At 55.7% G+C, this 16,252-nt stretch carries 17 protein-coding genes and 1 tRNA gene; 9 read left to right on the forward strand and 9 right to left on the reverse strand.

What is annotated here, in order from left to right; genetic code table 11:
- Positions 1 to 14: 14 nt before the first annotated feature.
- The 4 genes from pstB (at position 15) to K6123_RS02190 (ending at position 2,136) form a co-directional block, all read left to right on the forward strand.
- The gene (pstB, locus tag K6123_RS02175) at positions 15 to 818 is read left to right on the forward strand and encodes a phosphate ABC transporter ATP-binding protein PstB (RefSeq protein WP_221793656.1); all 804 of its coding nucleotides are present in this window, start codon (positions 15 to 17) and stop codon (positions 816 to 818) included.
- An 11-nt stretch (positions 819 to 829) separates the two neighbouring features.
- Positions 830 to 1,570: a phosphate signaling complex protein PhoU gene (gene phoU / locus K6123_RS02180; protein WP_425517694.1), complete on the forward strand. Its 741-nt coding sequence runs from the start codon at positions 830 to 832 to the stop codon at positions 1,568 to 1,570.
- A gap of 78 nt (positions 1,571 to 1,648) precedes the next feature.
- A tRNA-Thr gene (locus K6123_RS02185) sits at positions 1,649 to 1,724 on the forward strand.
- An 85-nt stretch (positions 1,725 to 1,809) separates the two neighbouring features.
- Complete coding sequence (locus K6123_RS02190; protein ID WP_246624564.1) at positions 1,810 to 2,136, forward strand: DUF3392 family protein; 327 nt, start codon at positions 1,810 to 1,812, stop codon at positions 2,134 to 2,136.
- A gap of 769 nt (positions 2,137 to 2,905) precedes the next feature.
- Here K6123_RS02190 and trmH read toward each other — a convergent pair.
- Positions 2,906 to 3,589 (reverse strand): tRNA (guanosine(18)-2'-O)-methyltransferase TrmH, encoded by a 684-nt coding sequence (gene trmH / locus K6123_RS02195; protein WP_221793658.1) that lies wholly within the window; start codon positions 3,587 to 3,589, stop codon positions 2,906 to 2,908.
- Between the two features lie 69 nt (positions 3,590 to 3,658).
- Between trmH and cysZ the strand changes: the two genes are divergently transcribed.
- Both cysZ and K6123_RS02205 read left to right on the forward strand, forming a co-directional pair.
- Positions 3,659 to 4,381: a sulfate transporter CysZ gene (cysZ, locus tag K6123_RS02200; protein ID WP_221793660.1), complete on the forward strand. Its 723-nt coding sequence runs from the start codon at positions 3,659 to 3,661 to the stop codon at positions 4,379 to 4,381.
- Positions 4,382 to 4,420: 39 nt separating this feature from the next.
- Positions 4,421 to 5,320, forward strand: coding sequence for a response regulator (locus tag K6123_RS02205; RefSeq protein WP_221793662.1), 900 nt, complete (start codon positions 4,421 to 4,423; stop codon positions 5,318 to 5,320).
- Here K6123_RS02205 and phoR read toward each other — a convergent pair.
- From phoR to K6123_RS02225, 4 genes are all read right to left on the reverse strand, one after another.
- Complete coding sequence (gene phoR / locus K6123_RS02210) at positions 5,301 to 6,620, reverse strand: phosphate regulon sensor histidine kinase PhoR (protein WP_221793664.1); 1,320 nt, start codon at positions 6,618 to 6,620, stop codon at positions 5,301 to 5,303. The genes K6123_RS02205 and phoR overlap by 20 nt on opposite strands.
- Before the next feature lie 4 nt (positions 6,621 to 6,624).
- The gene (phoB, locus tag K6123_RS02215; protein ID WP_221793666.1) at positions 6,625 to 7,323 is read right to left on the reverse strand and encodes a phosphate regulon transcriptional regulator PhoB; all 699 of its coding nucleotides are present in this window, start codon (positions 7,321 to 7,323) and stop codon (positions 6,625 to 6,627) included.
- A 135-nt stretch (positions 7,324 to 7,458) separates the two neighbouring features.
- Entirely contained in the window at positions 7,459 to 8,352 is an 894-nt protein-coding gene (gene ubiA / locus K6123_RS02220; RefSeq protein WP_221793668.1) for a 4-hydroxybenzoate octaprenyltransferase, read from the reverse strand.
- A gap of 4 nt (positions 8,353 to 8,356) precedes the next feature.
- The gene (locus tag K6123_RS02225; protein ID WP_221793670.1) at positions 8,357 to 8,926 is read right to left on the reverse strand and encodes a chorismate--pyruvate lyase family protein; all 570 of its coding nucleotides are present in this window, start codon (positions 8,924 to 8,926) and stop codon (positions 8,357 to 8,359) included.
- A gap of 386 nt (positions 8,927 to 9,312) precedes the next feature.
- Here K6123_RS02225 and K6123_RS02230 point away from each other — a divergent pair, with 386 nt between their 5' ends.
- Together K6123_RS02230 and K6123_RS02235 are read left to right on the forward strand one after the other, a co-directional pair.
- Positions 9,313 to 9,585: an HU family DNA-binding protein gene (locus K6123_RS02230; protein ID WP_221793672.1), complete on the forward strand. Its 273-nt coding sequence runs from the start codon at positions 9,313 to 9,315 to the stop codon at positions 9,583 to 9,585.
- Positions 9,586 to 9,589: 4 nt separating this feature from the next.
- Positions 9,590 to 10,156, forward strand: a complete 567-nt coding sequence (locus K6123_RS02235) for a DUF1415 domain-containing protein (RefSeq protein WP_221793674.1) — start codon at positions 9,590 to 9,592, stop codon at positions 10,154 to 10,156.
- Here K6123_RS02235 and K6123_RS02240 read toward each other — a convergent pair.
- From K6123_RS02240 to K6123_RS02250, 3 genes are all read right to left on the reverse strand, one after another.
- Entirely contained in the window at positions 10,153 to 11,541 is a 1,389-nt protein-coding gene (locus K6123_RS02240) for an HDOD domain-containing protein (RefSeq protein ID WP_221793676.1), read from the reverse strand. The two genes, K6123_RS02235 and K6123_RS02240, sit on opposite strands and share 4 nt — an antisense overlap.
- A 112-nt stretch (positions 11,542 to 11,653) precedes the next feature.
- Entirely contained in the window at positions 11,654 to 13,732 is a 2,079-nt protein-coding gene (gene recG / locus K6123_RS02245; protein WP_221793678.1) for an ATP-dependent DNA helicase RecG, read from the reverse strand.
- A 35-nt stretch (positions 13,733 to 13,767) separates the two neighbouring features.
- Positions 13,768 to 14,667 (reverse strand): hydrogen peroxide-inducible genes activator, encoded by a 900-nt coding sequence (locus K6123_RS02250; protein ID WP_221793680.1) that lies wholly within the window; start codon positions 14,665 to 14,667, stop codon positions 13,768 to 13,770.
- Positions 14,668 to 14,895: 228 nt separating this feature from the next.
- Between K6123_RS02250 and K6123_RS02255 the strand changes: the two genes are divergently transcribed.
- Positions 14,896 to 15,744, forward strand: a complete 849-nt coding sequence (locus tag K6123_RS02255; RefSeq protein WP_221793681.1) for an NAD-dependent epimerase/dehydratase family protein — start codon at positions 14,896 to 14,898, stop codon at positions 15,742 to 15,744.
- Between the two features lie 70 nt (positions 15,745 to 15,814).
- On the opposite strand, the gene K6123_RS02260 is transcribed toward K6123_RS02255, so the two are convergent.
- Positions 15,815 to 16,198, reverse strand: a complete 384-nt coding sequence (locus K6123_RS02260; protein WP_221793683.1) for a RidA family protein — start codon at positions 16,196 to 16,198, stop codon at positions 15,815 to 15,817.
- Positions 16,199 to 16,252 lie beyond the last annotated feature (54 nt).

Here is a 16,252-nt window from a genome sequence, read left to right on the forward strand (position 1 = left end):
TTCAGGATTTTTGTATGAGTATTATTGAAAACCACAAGACCGACGGCCAGCCGTTCAGTGAGAATCCCAAACTGAAGGCACGGGATGTCCGTGTTTTTTATGGCGAAAAGCAGGCAATCTTTGACGTTAGCCTGGATATTGGTGCCAACGAGGTAATTGCCCTGATTGGCCCATCAGGTTGTGGTAAATCCACCTTCCTGCGTTGTCTTAATCGGATGAACGACACCATTGATATTTGCCGTATCGAAGGTGAAATCCTGCTTGATGATGAAAACATCTACGCACCGAAAATGGACGTTGTGCCGCTGCGGGCACGGGTCGGCATGGTGTTCCAGAAGCCTAACCCGTTCCCCAAGTCGATTTACGACAACGTCGCCTATGGCCCGCGGATTCACGGTCTGGTACATCATCGTGATGAGCTGGATGAAGTGGTCGAAAAGAGTTTGCAGCGCGCCGGTTTGTGGAATGAAGTAAAAGACCGTTTGCATGCGCCGGGTACCGGCCTGTCTGGTGGTCAGCAGCAGCGTCTATGCATCGCCCGTACCATCGCGGTAGATCCGGAAGTTATTCTGATGGATGAACCCTGTTCCGCGCTGGACCCGATTGCAACTGCTAAAATTGAAGAACTGATTGATGAATTACGGGAAAACTACACGATTGCCATTGTAACGCACTCGATGCAACAGGCAGCGCGGGTTTCCCAACGTACAGCGTATTTCCATCTGGGACAGCTGATTGAAGTGAATCCGACCGACCTGGTCTTCACGACGCCAGAGCATACCCTGACGGAAGCTTATATCACCGGCCGATTCGGCTAAAGGAGTGCGTCTTGCCTACTTCCGGTACCTCAATGGAAATTGGTTTTAACCAGCATATTTCCGGACAGTTCAACTCCGATCTGGAAGCCATCCGCAGCCAGATGATGGAGATGGGTGGTTTGGTTGAGCGTCAGGTCGCCAGTGCGATTGACGCCATCACGACTGGCGACACATCACCGGCTGATGAAATCATTCGCCGTGAAGATGATGTCGACAAGATGGAAGTCCAGATCGACCGTGAATGCACCCAGATTCTGGTGCGTCGCCAGCCAGCAGCATCCGACCTGCGGATGGTGCTGGCGGTATCCCGTGTCGTTCGTGACCTGGAGCGTATTGGTGACGAAGCCACCAAAATCGCAGTTCATGCACTGGAAGTGAATGGCAACTCGTCTGGTTATTGCCAGCAGTCGATTCGCTACATGGGTGTTGAAATCGGCAAGATGATCAGTGGTGCGCTGGATGCTTTCGCCCGCTGTGATGTTGACGGTGCACTGGACGTGGTTCGTAACGACAAGCTGGTTGACCAGCAGTATTCTGCGGCGCTGCGTGAGCTGATTACCTATATGATGGAAGATCCACGTTCCATCACCCAGGCGATCAACATCCTCTGGATTCTGCGTGCGATTGAACGTATTGGTGACCATGCCCGTAATATCTCCGAGCAGGTGATTTACGTGGTTAGCGGTGCTGACGTTCGTCACAGCTCGATTTCAGAAATGGAAGAAAAGGCTCATAAAGAAGACGACGAATAAAAATCAGCTATCAAACTGATTTTTATGGAAATAAGTGTTGACGGGTTCGAAAACGGCGCGTAATATCCACGCCCACTTGCCGGTATAGCTCAGTCGGTAGAGCAACTGACTTGTAATCAGTAGGTCCCGAGTTCGACTCTTGGTGCCGGCACCAAATCTAAAAAACCCGCTTTATGCGGGTTTTTTTATGCCCGTTATTCAGTCATGCAGTACTCATTGCGATTTTGAGGAACCGATGGATGATGGATCTGCTTTACACTTTGACGGGCTGGATTCGGCCTTATAACAGTCAGGTTGCCCTGGCGCTGGTTGCCACCTTGCTGGTGATCTTCGGAGACCGCATCAACGGCTCTGTCAGGCGTTTGGTGCGGCGTTATTGGGTGGTTGTGAGGGTAGCAGCGTTTATCGCTCTGTGTACCTTTGGATACGGTGCGCTGACTGTCTGGATTGTGCCAATACTGGCGCGTGGCCTGTTACATATTCCTGGCCAATGGTATGGCCTGACAATTACTGTCGGGTTTATCGTGTTGGGGGTAATGGCAGAACGTTTCCAGAAAGGAAACTGAGAGAAAAATTGGGCGGCTAGTACATCCTGTTCCGGCCGCCACAGCACCCTGGAACTATCCTATTCCACAGTCATCCCTGCGCAATTCCATCGCTGATTGTCCCTTTGCCTTCCTGGTAAGCATCCTGGCCAATCTTCCCTGCGCATTCCTTGCATCGGCCATCCTGGCCATCATCCTTATCCTTTAGCAGAACTCTTCCTGAATCCTGCGGACATCCTGTCCCGGCTCTCCCTGTCAGCGGTCTCCTGACCCGTCATCCCTGTATCGTCCCTGCTAGCCGTCCTGGCTATTTCCCATTCCCTTGCAGGCTCTTCCTGAGTCTGCCAGACATCCTGTCTGCGGTATCCTTTCCTGAGGTCTCCTGACCTGTCGTCCTTGCGCGTTCCGTGCTTCAGCCATCCTGGCTGACATCCACTTCCCTCGACTCATCCTGAGTCTGCTGAGGTCCTGTCGTGGTTTCCTTTCCTGTGGCCTCCTGGCCAGTACTCATCCTGAGTATTTTACCTTCTTGGCAAGTCCTTGATGATCGTCCTGATCATGTCGTCCCTGTAGGAGTAATGTATCAAAGTGTTGCAAGACTTGTTTGTACGAGATGTGTACTAAATCCATTTGAAAAATATGGCTATTGTGAAAACTTGTTTAAATTCAAATGCTTGGATATTTCTTATGGCAGGCTTGTCGGTTGGCGTGCAGGTTTAAACCTAGATGTCGCACAGGGCGTGTGCGATATATCTCACACGCCTCATGGGTGATATCGCCAACAGGGATTTTAGTCGGCGTTGTTGATCAGTTGTGAGAACGCCTGCGGGTCGGCAATTTCGCCATCTTCCCGCAAGGCCGGGTAGGGAAGCTGGTATTTCTGGCAGAGTTTGGCTGCACTGGGCTGACACCATTCGAACAGCAGTTGCTCGAAGCGCTCATCGCTGAGGCGGCGTTGATCGAACATGCCAGCGGCTTCACGCTGGCGTGCTGCTTCATTAAGGATGATGGAGGCGGCGACCGAGACATTGAGCGACTGCACCATCCCAAACATCGGAATAATCAGGTGTTCGTCAGCCAGCTCGGCGGCGGTGTCACTGACGCCTTCTTTTTCTGCGCCCATCAATACGGCGGTGGGCTGGGTGAAATCGTATTGGCGGAAATCGATGGCACGGTCGGTGAGATGGGCGGCAACGACCTTGAAGCCGCGCTGCTTCAGATCGCCAATAGCGGTCTGGATATCGGCGTGGGTGTTCACATCAATCCAGCTTTCGGAACCGGCGGAAGTGGCGTTGCTCAAACGGTAGCTGGAGCCTGGCCAGACCACCTGGATATCCTGGATTGCGAAGGCATCACAGCTTCTGGCGATCGCAGCGAGGTTGTGTGATTTGTAAACCTCGTCGGTAATTACGGTGAGATCCGGTTGGCGGCGGTTGAGGGTCGTCAGTACCCGTTCGAGTCGGTCCGGCGTCATTGTTCTGGCTCTTTGCTTTCATTGGCCTGACATCTTATAAAATGTGGCTTTGTGATGCACGGAACTCATATGAAAAACAATTTGCTGATAGGAATGGGCTATTTTCTCCGGGGCTTTACCATGCTTAACACGCCGGGCTTGCGGCGTTATGTATGGCTGCCGGTGCTGGTTAACCTGGTGTTGCTGACATTGGGAGTGTACTGGGTGTTCAATCTGGTTACCGGAATGGAGTGGTTGCAGGATGGCAGCTGGGCCTGGCTGGCCTGGATTCTGGTGCCGGTGGCGCTGTTGTTGTCGACGCTGGTGTCGGGATATTTTTTCACCGCCATTCTGTTGCTGCTGGCGAGTCCGTTCTACGGCATGCTGGCTGGCCGCATTGAGCAGATGCACGGCATTCATGTTGAGGAAGAATCGCTGCGCTCCCTGATCCTGCGGACGCTGGGGCGAGAGCTGGTCAAAATGAAGTATTACCTGCCCTGGTACATCATTTTGCTGGTGATTCCCTGGTTGATGCCATTGCTGATTCCGGTCATGCCGTTTGTCTGGTTCGCCTTTGGTAGCTGGGTGATGTCACTGCAATACAGTGACTATACGCTGGATAACCATCAGCTCAATTTTCGTGATACCAAGGCGGCGGTGGCCTCAACCCGCTGGACGGCACTGGGCTTTGGCGCCACGGTTTCGCTGGTGATGGCGATTCCGGTGCTCAACTGTCTGGTGCCGCCTGCAGCCGTCATAGGTGCCACTCTTTGGCAGCTGGAGCGCCAATACCCACAGGCTCGTCTATCCTGAAAGTCTGACTGAGAAATTTGCAGACCGGAGTTGCCGCTAATGGCCGAGCTAACCTTCTTGTTGGTGGACGATGCCGCCTTCATTCGCGACCTTGTCAAAAAGGCGGTCCGCCAGACGTATCCGGGGTGCAACCTGGTAGAAGCCATCAATGGCCGTAAAGCCGTGACAGCACTGGGCAGCAATCGGGTTGATGTGGTGTTGTGTGACTGGGAAATGCCTGAAATGTCCGGCATTGAGGTACTGCAATGGATGCGCTCTGACGAACGTTACAAGAACACGCCTTTTATGATGATCACCAGTCGTGGCGACAAGGAGCATGTCGTCAAGGCGGTGGAGGCCGGAGTTTCGGATTACATTGGCAAGCCGTTCAGCCGTGACTCCTTTGTCGACAAGCTGACCCGTATGGTGTTTCGCCATCTCAAGGTACGGCCATCCCAGCAGGCGGGCACCGTTAGCAGTCGTGGTGATATGGGGGGGGCTTCGGTACTGATGGGCAATGTCGGTAATCAGGCGCTGACCAAAAAGCAGGAAACAAAAACAATCACCGAAGTTTCTCCGTTGTTGGCTGCTGCCTCGGCTTCTTCAGTCGCGGCTGCTGCCCCTACCGCTGGAAAGCCCGGTGTGCGGGCAATGGGGCTGGCGACCGTCAGGTTTGCCTCCGGTAGTGAAGCCAAGCTGGTGATCAAGGATATGAGCCTGCAGGAAATGCTGGGGGTGTTTAAACGTACCGGCGATGTGCCGCAATTACTGGAGCAGGCGGTGATTGATATCGCAGACGAGGAACAGAAGATCCTCGCCCGCGTGAATGGCTTTGTGCGCATGATTCAGGCACAGGAGCCGCATCCGGATGCCGAAACCATTCAGATCCGCATCCGCCTGGTCGATGACGACCCGGACAAGCTTGACGCGGTTTCCCGCTTTATTGCTCGGACTCGTTAGCCAGGGCCGGGCTGACTTCCTTCAGGCGGCGAGCCGGAAAACGACAGGTAAAGGTACTGCCTTTGCCTTCTGCACTGCTGATCTGCAACTCACCATCATGATGAATCAGCACGTGCTTGACGATGGCCAGCCCCAGACCGGTACCGCCAGTAGCGATGCTGCGGCTTGGGTCGGCGCGATAGAAGCGCTCGGTCAGGCGTGGAATGTGATGTGCGGCAATGCCGATACCGTCGTCCTTCACACTCATGTAGCCGTAACGTTCATCACGGTACCAGCGTAGCTGCACTGTGCCGCCTTGCGGGGTGTATTTCACCGCGTTAAAGACCAGATTGGAGAAGGCGCTGCGCAGTTCGTTGTAGTTGCCCAACAGGGTGCTACGGTCTTCAATCTCGAAGTTGACCTGATGGTGGCCGCCGCTGAGGGCGCGGGCGTCGGTCTGAATTGCACTCACCAGCGCCACAACATCGACATAAACCTCATCTTCGGCCTTGCCGGTTTCCAGTCGCGACAACATCAGCAGGTCCTTGATGAGGTTGTCCATCCGGTGGCTCTGTTCATTCATTTGCTGCAGCATGCGGCCCCAGCGCGGCGGCAACATTTCAGCCCCCATTTGCATGGTTTCGACGTAGCCGGAAATGACCGTCAGCGGTGTCCGCAGCTCGTGGCTGACGTTGGCGACGAAGTCCTTGCGCATCTGTTCCAGCTGCTTCAGGCGAGTCACGTTGTGGACCAGAATCAGGCGATCACGGCGGCCAAACAGGGTGATGTTGAACTGTAGATAGAGTTGCGGATTGACCGGTGATCGAATGGTCAGAGGCTCGCGGTAATCGGCACGATCAAAGTAGGATTTGAATTCCGGCGTGCGAATCAGGTTGGTAATCGGCTGGCCAATGTCGACCGGGCTGCGCAGGCCCAGATAACCTTCGGCGGCCTGATTCCAGAACTCCAGTGCGCCGGTCGAATCGACCATCAGCACGGCGTCCTTGAGTGCTGCTGTGGAATCCTGAATACGGTTAATAATGCCTTGCAGTTGCTGCTGGTTTTTCAGGCTGCGCTGTTGCAGTCGCTGGTTCTGGATAAACACGGAACCCCAGATACCTATGGTGCGTGGCAGCAAGGTGGTCTGGCCTTCTTCAAGCCAACGATTGAGGCGATAAAGCTGGATCCAGTGCCAGACGGTGTAGCACAACAGGGTCAGACTCAGACCCGCCAGCGGATAGTGGAACAGGTAGCCAATACCCGTCCCGCACAGCATCAGGTAAACAATGCGGCGCAGTTCCCTGCGCCAGATGGGGTTCATCAAATCAGGATACTTTTGTCGAGAATCGGTAGCCGGTGCCACGCACAGTTTGTATCAGGTGCTCGTGCGACTCTCCCAGTGCCTTGCGCAGACGACGGATGTGCACATCGACAGTACGTTCTTCAACATAAACGTTACCGCCCCACACCTGGTCCAGCAGCTGGGCGCGAGAGTAGGCGCGCTCCTGATGGGTCATGAAGAACTGTAACAGGCGATACTCGGTTGGGCCAATATCAATTGGTTTATCATTTGACGTAACCCGGTGACAAACCGGATCCAGCAGCAGGCCGCTGACTTCAATTGGCTCTTCAATCCCTTGAGGGGTGGAACGACGCAATACCGCTTTCAGGCGGGCAACCAGTTCACGAGGGGAAAAAGGCTTGGTGATGTAGTCATCAGCGCCCGCTTCCAGCCCCTGTACCTTGTTATCTTCTTCACCCTTGGCGGTAAGCATGATAATCGGCAGTTCAGCGGTGCGGTCTTCGCGTTTCAGACGACGGGCAAATTCGACGCCACTGGTGCCAGGCAGCATCCAGTCGAGCAGAATCAGGTCGGGTTTTCTGTCAATGATCTGAGCGTGGGCTTCCTGAGCATTGGCGGCTTCGAGGCATTCGTAACCGGCCATCTCCAGGGCCACAGCAATCATCTCGCGAATAGGTGCTTCGTCGTCCACGATAAGGACGCTTTTACCTGCTTTGGTCATAGTAAGCTCGTCACGGAAGTGTCACACAAATTTAATAAGCGGCCCGTATTACACTGGCCTTGTGTTACAGGCTCATGACAATTGACCGCCGGGACAGGCATTCGTCATGCCTTGCCAGCAGTTTGTGAACCTTTTTCACACCGAACTCTTGATGGCGTAGCTGATGATCAAGGCCAGCCACATAATCACACCATACCAGTGGGCCTGACGGAATTCGCGAAAACAGACCATGCGTTCACGGCTGCGAATAGCCCAGATCTGCCACACCAGATACCCCAGACCTGCCAGCCAACCGATCAGGTAGCTCCAGTGCAGCTCCAGTTGCAGGCCAACTGACAGCATACAAATGTGCGCCATCGCAAATAGAATGGCAATAATGGTCACATCCAGGTCACCAAATAGAATGGCGGTACTTTTAACGCCGATCCTCAGATCATCGTCACGATCGACCATCGCATAGATGGTGTCGTAACCGACAGTCCAGCAAACCTTGGCAATAAACAGCAACCAGCAGATAGTGGTCAGCTGATTGGCTTCGGCCGCAAATGCCATGGGAATCGACCAGGAAAACGCCATGCCGAGGAACACCTGTGGCAGGTGAGTGTGACGCTTCATAAAAGGGTAGAGAGCGGCCAGAAAAACCCCGCCAAATGACAGCCAGATCGTCAGGCTGTTGGTCAGTAATACCAGCCCGAATGCCAGCAGGCAGAGCACCACAAAACCACGCAGCGCTTGCTTTTCGGTCAGTCGCCCCTGCGTCAATGGACGATCCTGGGTGCGTTTGACGTGACGGTCGATATGGCGGTCAGCATAGTCGTTAATAACACAACCCGCTGAACGCATCAGAAACACCCCGAGGGTGAAAATAATCAGATTCTGCCAGCTTGGCAGGCCTTCGGCGGCGATCCACAGCGCCCACAGGGTGGGCCACAGCAGCAGGTAGGAGCCGACAGGCTTGTTGAAGCGGGTGATTTGCACCCATTCATGCCAGAGCGGCCAAACGCGATCCAGTTGGTGACGAACAGACATAGACTTACTCCAGGGCTGATGCTGGTGTGACGGGTGCCAGCAAGTGGATCGAAAAGGCTTCGGAAACCAGAATCTGTACCGCACCGAGAGCAAACACAGAACGCCGGGTCCAGGGGAACTCCTGCCGCAGTGCCGGGGTCGATGGGGCTATTGCCAGCGATTGACGCTGCAGGTTTGGTTGGCGAAACAGGAAGCTGCCCAATGAGCGGTTACCGAGGCCCCGTAGCGGATAGTTGAGCTGTGTCAGCTGCTGGTGGGGGACGACGGTGCGGGCACGCACCATCAGCTGGTTTCCCAGCCACAGGGCGACTTCGCGGCGCCACACCGACTGTGGCCAGCTCAAGCCCAGATCCTGGCACTCTTGCGGGCTGGCATGACCATGATCTTCGGCCAGTACGTCGACCCGAAATGGTGCCGTTGAGTGCTGTTGCAGCCGCCGGGTCAGCGAGCCATTGTCGCAAAGCCAGTGCCGCCATTGGCGTGGCAAACGGCAAGGGATAGCGATTCGATGACTGCGCCAGTCTGGCCCACAGTCAAGAATTGGCAGAAATTTGGCGGAATGTCGGTGTTTCATGGCGGCGGAGCATGCGACAAATCACAAATAGTGGCAAGTGAGAGGCCTGCTTGCATTGATTTTCGAAGCCTTGGCCAGTAGCTTAGGCGCCTGCGGCCGGATCCGGCAGCCGGACTGGCCTGCAAGGCTTGTGGGACGGGCTTTGTGACCCATTTCACAGGTTGAAGAATGACCTGAATTGCTGTCCCGCAGTGCCATCTTTTCACTGAGACATCTGGCAATACTTACCTGTGGGTAAGCAGGATTATTTTACCGTTCAGCGCACGTTGGGCGGTCAGAACCAAGCGGGTTTGTCAGCAGAGACCATGAATACATCAGATGGTCCGTTCTGGCAGGTCCGGGTAACCTGGCTATTTGTAGCCTGTATCATTCCAAGAGGAAATTTCATGCGTAAACCAGAACTGGCAGCTGCCATCGCCGAGAAAACTGACCTGAGCAAGGAAAAAGCGGCAGAAGTGATCAATGTGGTAACTGACCGCATCGCTCAGGCTCTGGCTGAAGGCGACAGCGTAAGCCTGATCGGCTTCGGTACTTTCGAAGTTCGTCAGCGTGCCGAGCGTCAGGGTAAAAACCCACAGACTGGTGAAGCCATCACCATTCCGGCTGCCAAAGTACCTGCCTTCAAGCCAGGCAAAGGCCTGAAAGACGCTGTTCAATAAGCAGATGTCACCTGCCGAGCTGACCCGTCTTTGGGTCACCCGACTGGTGGTGGGCGAAGGGTTGTGTCCCTTCGCTCATCCGGTCATGTCCAGCCTTGCAATTCATGTGTGTGACAGCGACTCACTCAATCAGGCGACTGCCGAATTGATGCAGTTACTGACGGATGTTCATGAAGCCGACCCACAACAATTGCCAACGGCATTATTTGTAACTCCAAAGCTGCTGCAATCGTTTGATGAATACTGGAACTGGTATTTGATTTGTGACGAGCTGCTGGCGCAGATGGGCTACGAAGGTGAGCTGCAACTGGCCAGTTTTCACCCGCACTATTGTTTTGAAGGAGAAGCTGCAGACGATCCCAGCAATTTCTCCAACCGTTCGCCATTTCCGATGTTACACATCATCCGTGAAGCCGATATCGAGCAGGCGCTGGAATCGGTAGCCAATCCGGAAAAAATCCCCGAGCGCAATCAGCGCCATTTACGCCGCCTTGGCCTGCAAGGCATTCTGGCCATCATGCCGGAGTTGGCTGACACTCAGGTGTTTCAGCAATCAGAGAGCAGCAACTAGCGCTCCAGCAGCGTCACCAGTTCGCTCAGCTCGCCGACATGGTTGAGCAGCTCCGAAGTCACTTCATCGACGGTTGCCAGAGTCAGTCCCAGGGCTTCGAGAATGTTGGGGTCTGGCGTTTCATCGGGCCCATCGCCATAACCATGGCGTCGCAACGCCCGTGTCATGACATAGTTCAGATGGGCGTAGTTGGCGTGATTGCCACAGTAAAACGGATTATGTTGCTGGCGCAGCGCAATCACGATTTCATCCGGCAGCTGCCACTGGCGTAACAGCGTGGCGGCAATCTGTTCGCGGCAAACGCCCAGCAAATGACGTTCGATATAGAAGCGATTGATATGCGGGTTGGCTTCGATATGGCGGTTCACCAGCGAAAACTGCGGTGGAAATACCTGCCCCAGTACCAGGAAACCAAAGTTGTGCAGCAAGCCTGCCAGATAGGCGAGGCCAGCATCTGGCCGCAGCTTGCCCTTGATCTTGCGAGCCAACTCATTGTTGAGCGCCGCCCCCATCACCGCCTGTTGCCAGAATGGTGTGTAACCATGCGGACCTTCGCGGGGAATCGCCAGACTGCGCCCGAGCGACAATCCCAGTGACAGGTTCATCACCAGATCAAAGCCGAGTACCCGCAGCACTGCGTCTTCAACATTATTGACCATGCCGCGGGGCCGATAATAAGGCGAACGTGCCCAGCTCATCACCTGGGCACTGATTGACGGGTCGGTTTCGATCGCCCGTGCCAGTGACACGGTGTCGGCATCAGGGTCGATGCGTAATTCAATAATCCGGTGAGCGGTTTCCGGCAGCGGTGGCAGATCAAGGGTATCCTGCAAGCGTTGTTGGATACGTAATGGCGTAAATTGGCGCACCGCTGCGTGAATGTCTTCCTTGTCGCTGTCGGCGTCGCTGTAATGGATATCAATCTGCACCGGCACGCTGTAGCTGCCGATGTGCGAACTGACGGTCAGGGCGCGGAACTGGTCGGCGGGCAGCTTCAGCTGGGTATCGCCCTGGCCAGCCTGAATCAGCAAGTGATCGTAGTCCAGCAGTGACTGGTCGACCAGGCTTTCCTGTCCCGTCAGTTGTGGCAGCGCCGGGAAGTCTTCAAGGCCCAGCTGTTGTTTGAGACGGCTTAATTCAGCTGCGCCAACGGCGGTAAACTGGCGCCCGAGCCGATGGGAAATCAGGTTCAGGTCGAGAATCCGGTTGGACGGAATGACCGCCTGCACCAGCCCCGCTGAATCCTTCAGAAAAATCACTTTGGCCAGGTTGGCTGGCCGGTTTCCGGTTTCCACCATTACGTGCTCGTTTTGCAAATCATCGGTAACTGAATAGCGGACTTTCCAGTCGTCCAGTACCTTTTGAACTGAGGCGGGAATTGCCATCGCCTGCTCCCCTGTCAACTCAACGCGTTTCTTCACTATAGATCAGGAAACGACGGCGCAGAGGGAAAACAAACTGACTTATTAACAGCGCTGATAACAATTGCCCGGCGGGTTAAACCGCTGCGAAGCGTTCGGCCTCACCGAGCCAGCGGTCGATCAAGGGGGCGACCACGTGCGGGTGGTTATCCCATAAGTGCGTGGCCATTTCCCTGACCGCTGGCAAGAGTTCACCATCGCGTTGCAGGTCGGCAACCCGCAGGGTTTGCAAACCGGTCTGACGGGTGCCCAGTACTTCGCCGGGGCCACGAATCATCAGATCCTGCTCGGCGATGTAAAAGCCGTCCTGACTGTCGCGCATGACCTGCAAACGCTGTTTGCCAGTCATCGACAGCGGGGTTTTGTACAGCAGCACACAATGGCTGGCGACCGAGCCCCGGCCAACCCGGCCGCGTAACTGGTGTAGCTGTGCCAGCCCCAGTCGCTCCGGGTTTTCAATCACCATCAGACTGGCATTGGGGACGTCGACGCCTACTTCAATCACCGTGGTGGCGACCAGTAAGTCCAGCTCGTGAGCCTTGAAGGCGCTCATGATGGCGGCTTTTTCCTGCGCTTTCAGGCGTCCATGGACCAGCCCGATGCGCAGGTGAGGCAGTTGTTCGATCAACTCGGCAGCGGTGTTTTCAGCAGCCTGGCATTGCAGCGCTTCGCTTTCTTCAATCAGGGTGCAGACCCAATAAGCCTGGGCGCCGTTCTGGCAGGCGCCCGCGACCCGGTAGATCACTTCTTCGCGGCGGTTATCAGAAACCGTGACGGTCTGGATCGGGCTACGGCCGGGCGGTAATTCGTCGATGATGGAAGTGTCGAGATCCGCGTAGGCGCTCATCGCCAGGGTGCGGGGAATCGGCGTGGCAGTCATGATCAGCTGGTGGGGCGATTGGCCATCAAGATTGCCCTTTTCCTTCAGCGATAACCGCTGGTGGACGCCAAAACGATGCTGTTCGTCGATGATCACCAGCCCCAGCTGGCTGAATTGCACCTCGTCCTGAAATAACGCATGGGTGCCGATCACCAGCCGGGCGTCACCATTGGCGATGTCGGCAAGCGACTGGTTGCGGGCCTTGCCGCGGGTCTTGCCAGCCAGCCAGCCGGTCTTGACGCCGAGTGGCTCAAACCAGCGGCTCATGTTGATAAAGTGCTGCTCGGCGAGAATCTCGGTGGGCGCCATCAGCGCGACCTGATAACCGGCCTGCAGCGCCTGACAGGCGGCCAGCGCCGCCACCAGGGTCTTGCCGGAGCCAACGTCGCCCTGCACCAGCCGTAGCATTGGCAGCGGTTTGGCGAGGTCGGCGATGATTTCATCCGTTACCCGTTGCTGGGCGCCGGTCGGTGAAAACGGCAGGCTGTCGATCAGCTGTTGGCGCAGACTGCCATCCGGCTGAATCACGGGTGCACCGTCTTGCTGTACCTTGGAACGTAGCCGGTGCATTGACAGCTGGTGAGCCAGCAGCTCTTCCAGAATCAGTCGGCGCTGGGCCGGATGCGAGGCGGTCATCAATTGCTCCAGCCGCACGTCGGTCGGCGGCTGATGCAGAAACAGCAAGGCTTGTTTAAGCGTTGGCAGACGCCATTGAGCCAGCCACTCCGGCGGCAGCAGGTCAGTGAGCGGCACTGAGTCAGCGCGCAGAAACTCCAGCGCCTGTTCCATCAGTAATCGCAAACGTTGCTGGCTGATGCCTTCGGTAGCCGGGTAAACCGGCGTCAGGCGGGCGTCCGGCAGTTCTTCCTGGCCGTCCTGCAGAATCTGGTATTCCGGGTGATACAACTCCAGCCCACTGGCACCACGGCGGGCTTCGCCGTAACAACGCACCAGTGCACCGCGCTGGAACTGCTTTTTCTGGGCGGCGTTGAAGTGGTAGAAGCGCAGGCTGATGGTGCCAGTGTGGTCAGCCAGTTTCACCAGCAGTGAACGGCGTTTGCCCATCAGCACGTCAGCAGCGCGAACCTCGCCCTGCACCACCGCCGGTTGCTGGTGGTTGAGGCTGCCAATTGGCTGAATGCGGCTGCGGTCTTCGTAGCGGAATGGCAAATGGAACAGCAGTTCAGACAGCGACTGGATATTCAGGCGCTGCAGCTGTTCCTTGAGCTTGGGCCCGACCCCTTTGAGGCGAGTCAGATCCAGTTGGGCATCCATCGTGAGCCTGCTGCTATGACTGGATTATGGCTGGATCAGTGCTGGATTCGACACTGACGGGCCGTTTCGATCAGCAGATCCACCGCTTGGCCGCGAGGGAAACTGGCCCGCCAGGCCAGCGCCACGGTGCGGAATGGCTGCGGGTTGGTGAACGGCCGGGTGACCACCAGACTGCGGTCGAGGTTGCTGATCGCCGATTCCGGCAGCACGGTAATGCCGAGCCCGGACGCCACCATATGCTTGAGGGTTTCCAGCGAGCTGCCTTCCAGCACACTGCCCAGACGGGTGTGGTGCTTGCGGCTCAGTGCCGGGCAGTACTCAAATACCTGATCACGGAAACAGTGGCCTTCACCCAGCATTAGCAGGTCTTCGTCAGCCAGCTGCTCGGGTTCAATGTGTTCCTGGTTCTTCCACGGGTGGTTTTTTGGCAGCACCACCACAAAGTTTTCGTCGTACAGTGGCCGGGTCAGGACATCGGGCTCGTTGAATGGCAGCGCGACTATGATGGCATCCAGCTCGCCATCGCGCAGCTGGCGGCGCAGGGTGCCGGTGTAGTTCTCTTCCAGATACAGTGGCATCGACGGGGCACGCTGATGAATCTGCGGCACCAGATGCGGGAACAGGTAAGGCCCGATGGTGAAAATAGCACCGATCTTCAGCGGTGAGCTGAGCTGGTCCTTACCGGCGCTGGCCAGTTCCCGGATCGAGCGGGCTTCTTCCAGTACCCGTTGGGCCTGGGCGACGATGCGCTCACCCAGTGGCGTCACGGATACCGAACTTTTGCTGCGCTCAAAAATCGCAATGTCCAGTTCGCTTTCGAGTTTCTTGATCGCCACGCTGAGGGTCGGCTGGCTGACGAAACACTTTTCAGCGGCGCGACCAAAATGCTTTTCCTGCGCCAGAGTGACGATGTACTTCAGTTCGGTCAAAGTCATGATTGCCTGCCTTCATGGCTAATATGTTATTGATACAGTTTACCTATTAAATCGGGCAGGTAAAGCAGCAATATGAAATGACATAGCATTTCGCTGGGGTCATCAATTCAGACTATCAGGTAATACATATTTAACCCGTTTCTGGTTCAGCATTGACTAATCTTCAGGAGCAGCAAGAATGTCGCAAGCAAAGCAGGCCGCAGGCGGTTGTTCGGACAGGAGGCTTAAATGGCGCGAGTGCTGATTGTAGGTGCAGGTGATATTGGTGGTGGTCTGGCGACAGCGTTGGCCGAGCATCATGAGGTTTGGGCGTTGCGTCGTGGCGCGGCACAAGACTCGGGCAACCTGCGCTGGATTCAGGCGGATATTCTGGATGAGGAAGTTCCTCTGCAGTTACCGGCTGAACTGGATCTGGTGATTTACAGTATCGCCTCTCCGGTGTTTTCCCGTGATGGCTATCACGACTATTACGTGAACGGCATGAAAAACGTCATGGCAGCGCTGTCGACGTCGAGCCTGAAGCGGTTTTTCTTTATCTCCAGTACCAGTGTCTACCACCAGATGCACGGCGAGTGGGTTGATGAAACCTCAGTGACAGAGCCGGCGGCGTTTGCGGGCAAGGAGCATTTGCTGGCGGAACAGACCCTGCTGGAAAGTGGTTTGCCAGGAACTGTGGTGCGCTTCACCGGTATTTATGGGCCGGGCCGTAACCGTCTGATCGAACAGGCTCGTCATGGCAGCCACTGTGACCCTGAACCGCCACTATGGACCAACCGAATTCATCGCGATGACTGCATCGGGGTGCTGCAATTCCTTTGTGAACGGGCCTTGCGGGGTGAAGCGCTGGATGATTTGTATCTGGCGACGGATGATGAACCGGCGACCCTGTTTGATGTGCTGGAATGGATCAAGGATCGTCTGGATGATGTTGATCCCGACCACGATATGCCGGAAGCGACCCGCCGGGCCAACCGTCGTTGTCGTAACGATCGCCTCAAGGCGCTGGGATATCAGTTCAAATATCCGGGGTTCCGCGATGGTTACGATGAGATTCTGACGGAGTTGGGTTATAGCTGATCAGTTACGTAAAACAGAGCCGGAGTAATCCGGCTCTGTTTTTTATGGCTGGTGAAGGCTGGACTGCGACTCAGCCCAGTACCATGACACCGTCCATTTCCACCCGCGCGCCTTTTGGCAGTTCCTTGATACCAATTGCCGCACGAGCCGGGTAAGGCTGGGCAAAGTATTCCGCCATGATGCTGTTCACCGTCGCGAAGTGGCTCAGGTCGGTCAGGAAGATGTTCAGCTTGACGATGTCCTGCAGCTTGCCGCCAGCGGCTTCACAAACGGCGGTCAGGTTTTTGAACACCTGATGCACTTCATCCTCGAAGCTGGCGTTGTTCATTTCCATGGTGGCTGGAATCAGCGGGATCTGACCAGACAGGTAAACAGTGTCACCGGCCTTGATAGCCTGGGAGTAGGTGCCGATAGCGGCGGGAGCGTTTTCGGTAGCGATCACTTCGCGAGACATGGAGTAGTCCTTGTTTTGAGGGGCTGGTGTTTTGATTACCGACCCCTCGCTTTT

This window comes from Oceanobacter mangrovi, assembly GCF_019740315.1.
Taxonomy (GTDB): Bacteria; Pseudomonadota; Gammaproteobacteria; order Pseudomonadales; family Oceanobacteraceae; genus Oceanobacter; species Oceanobacter mangrovi.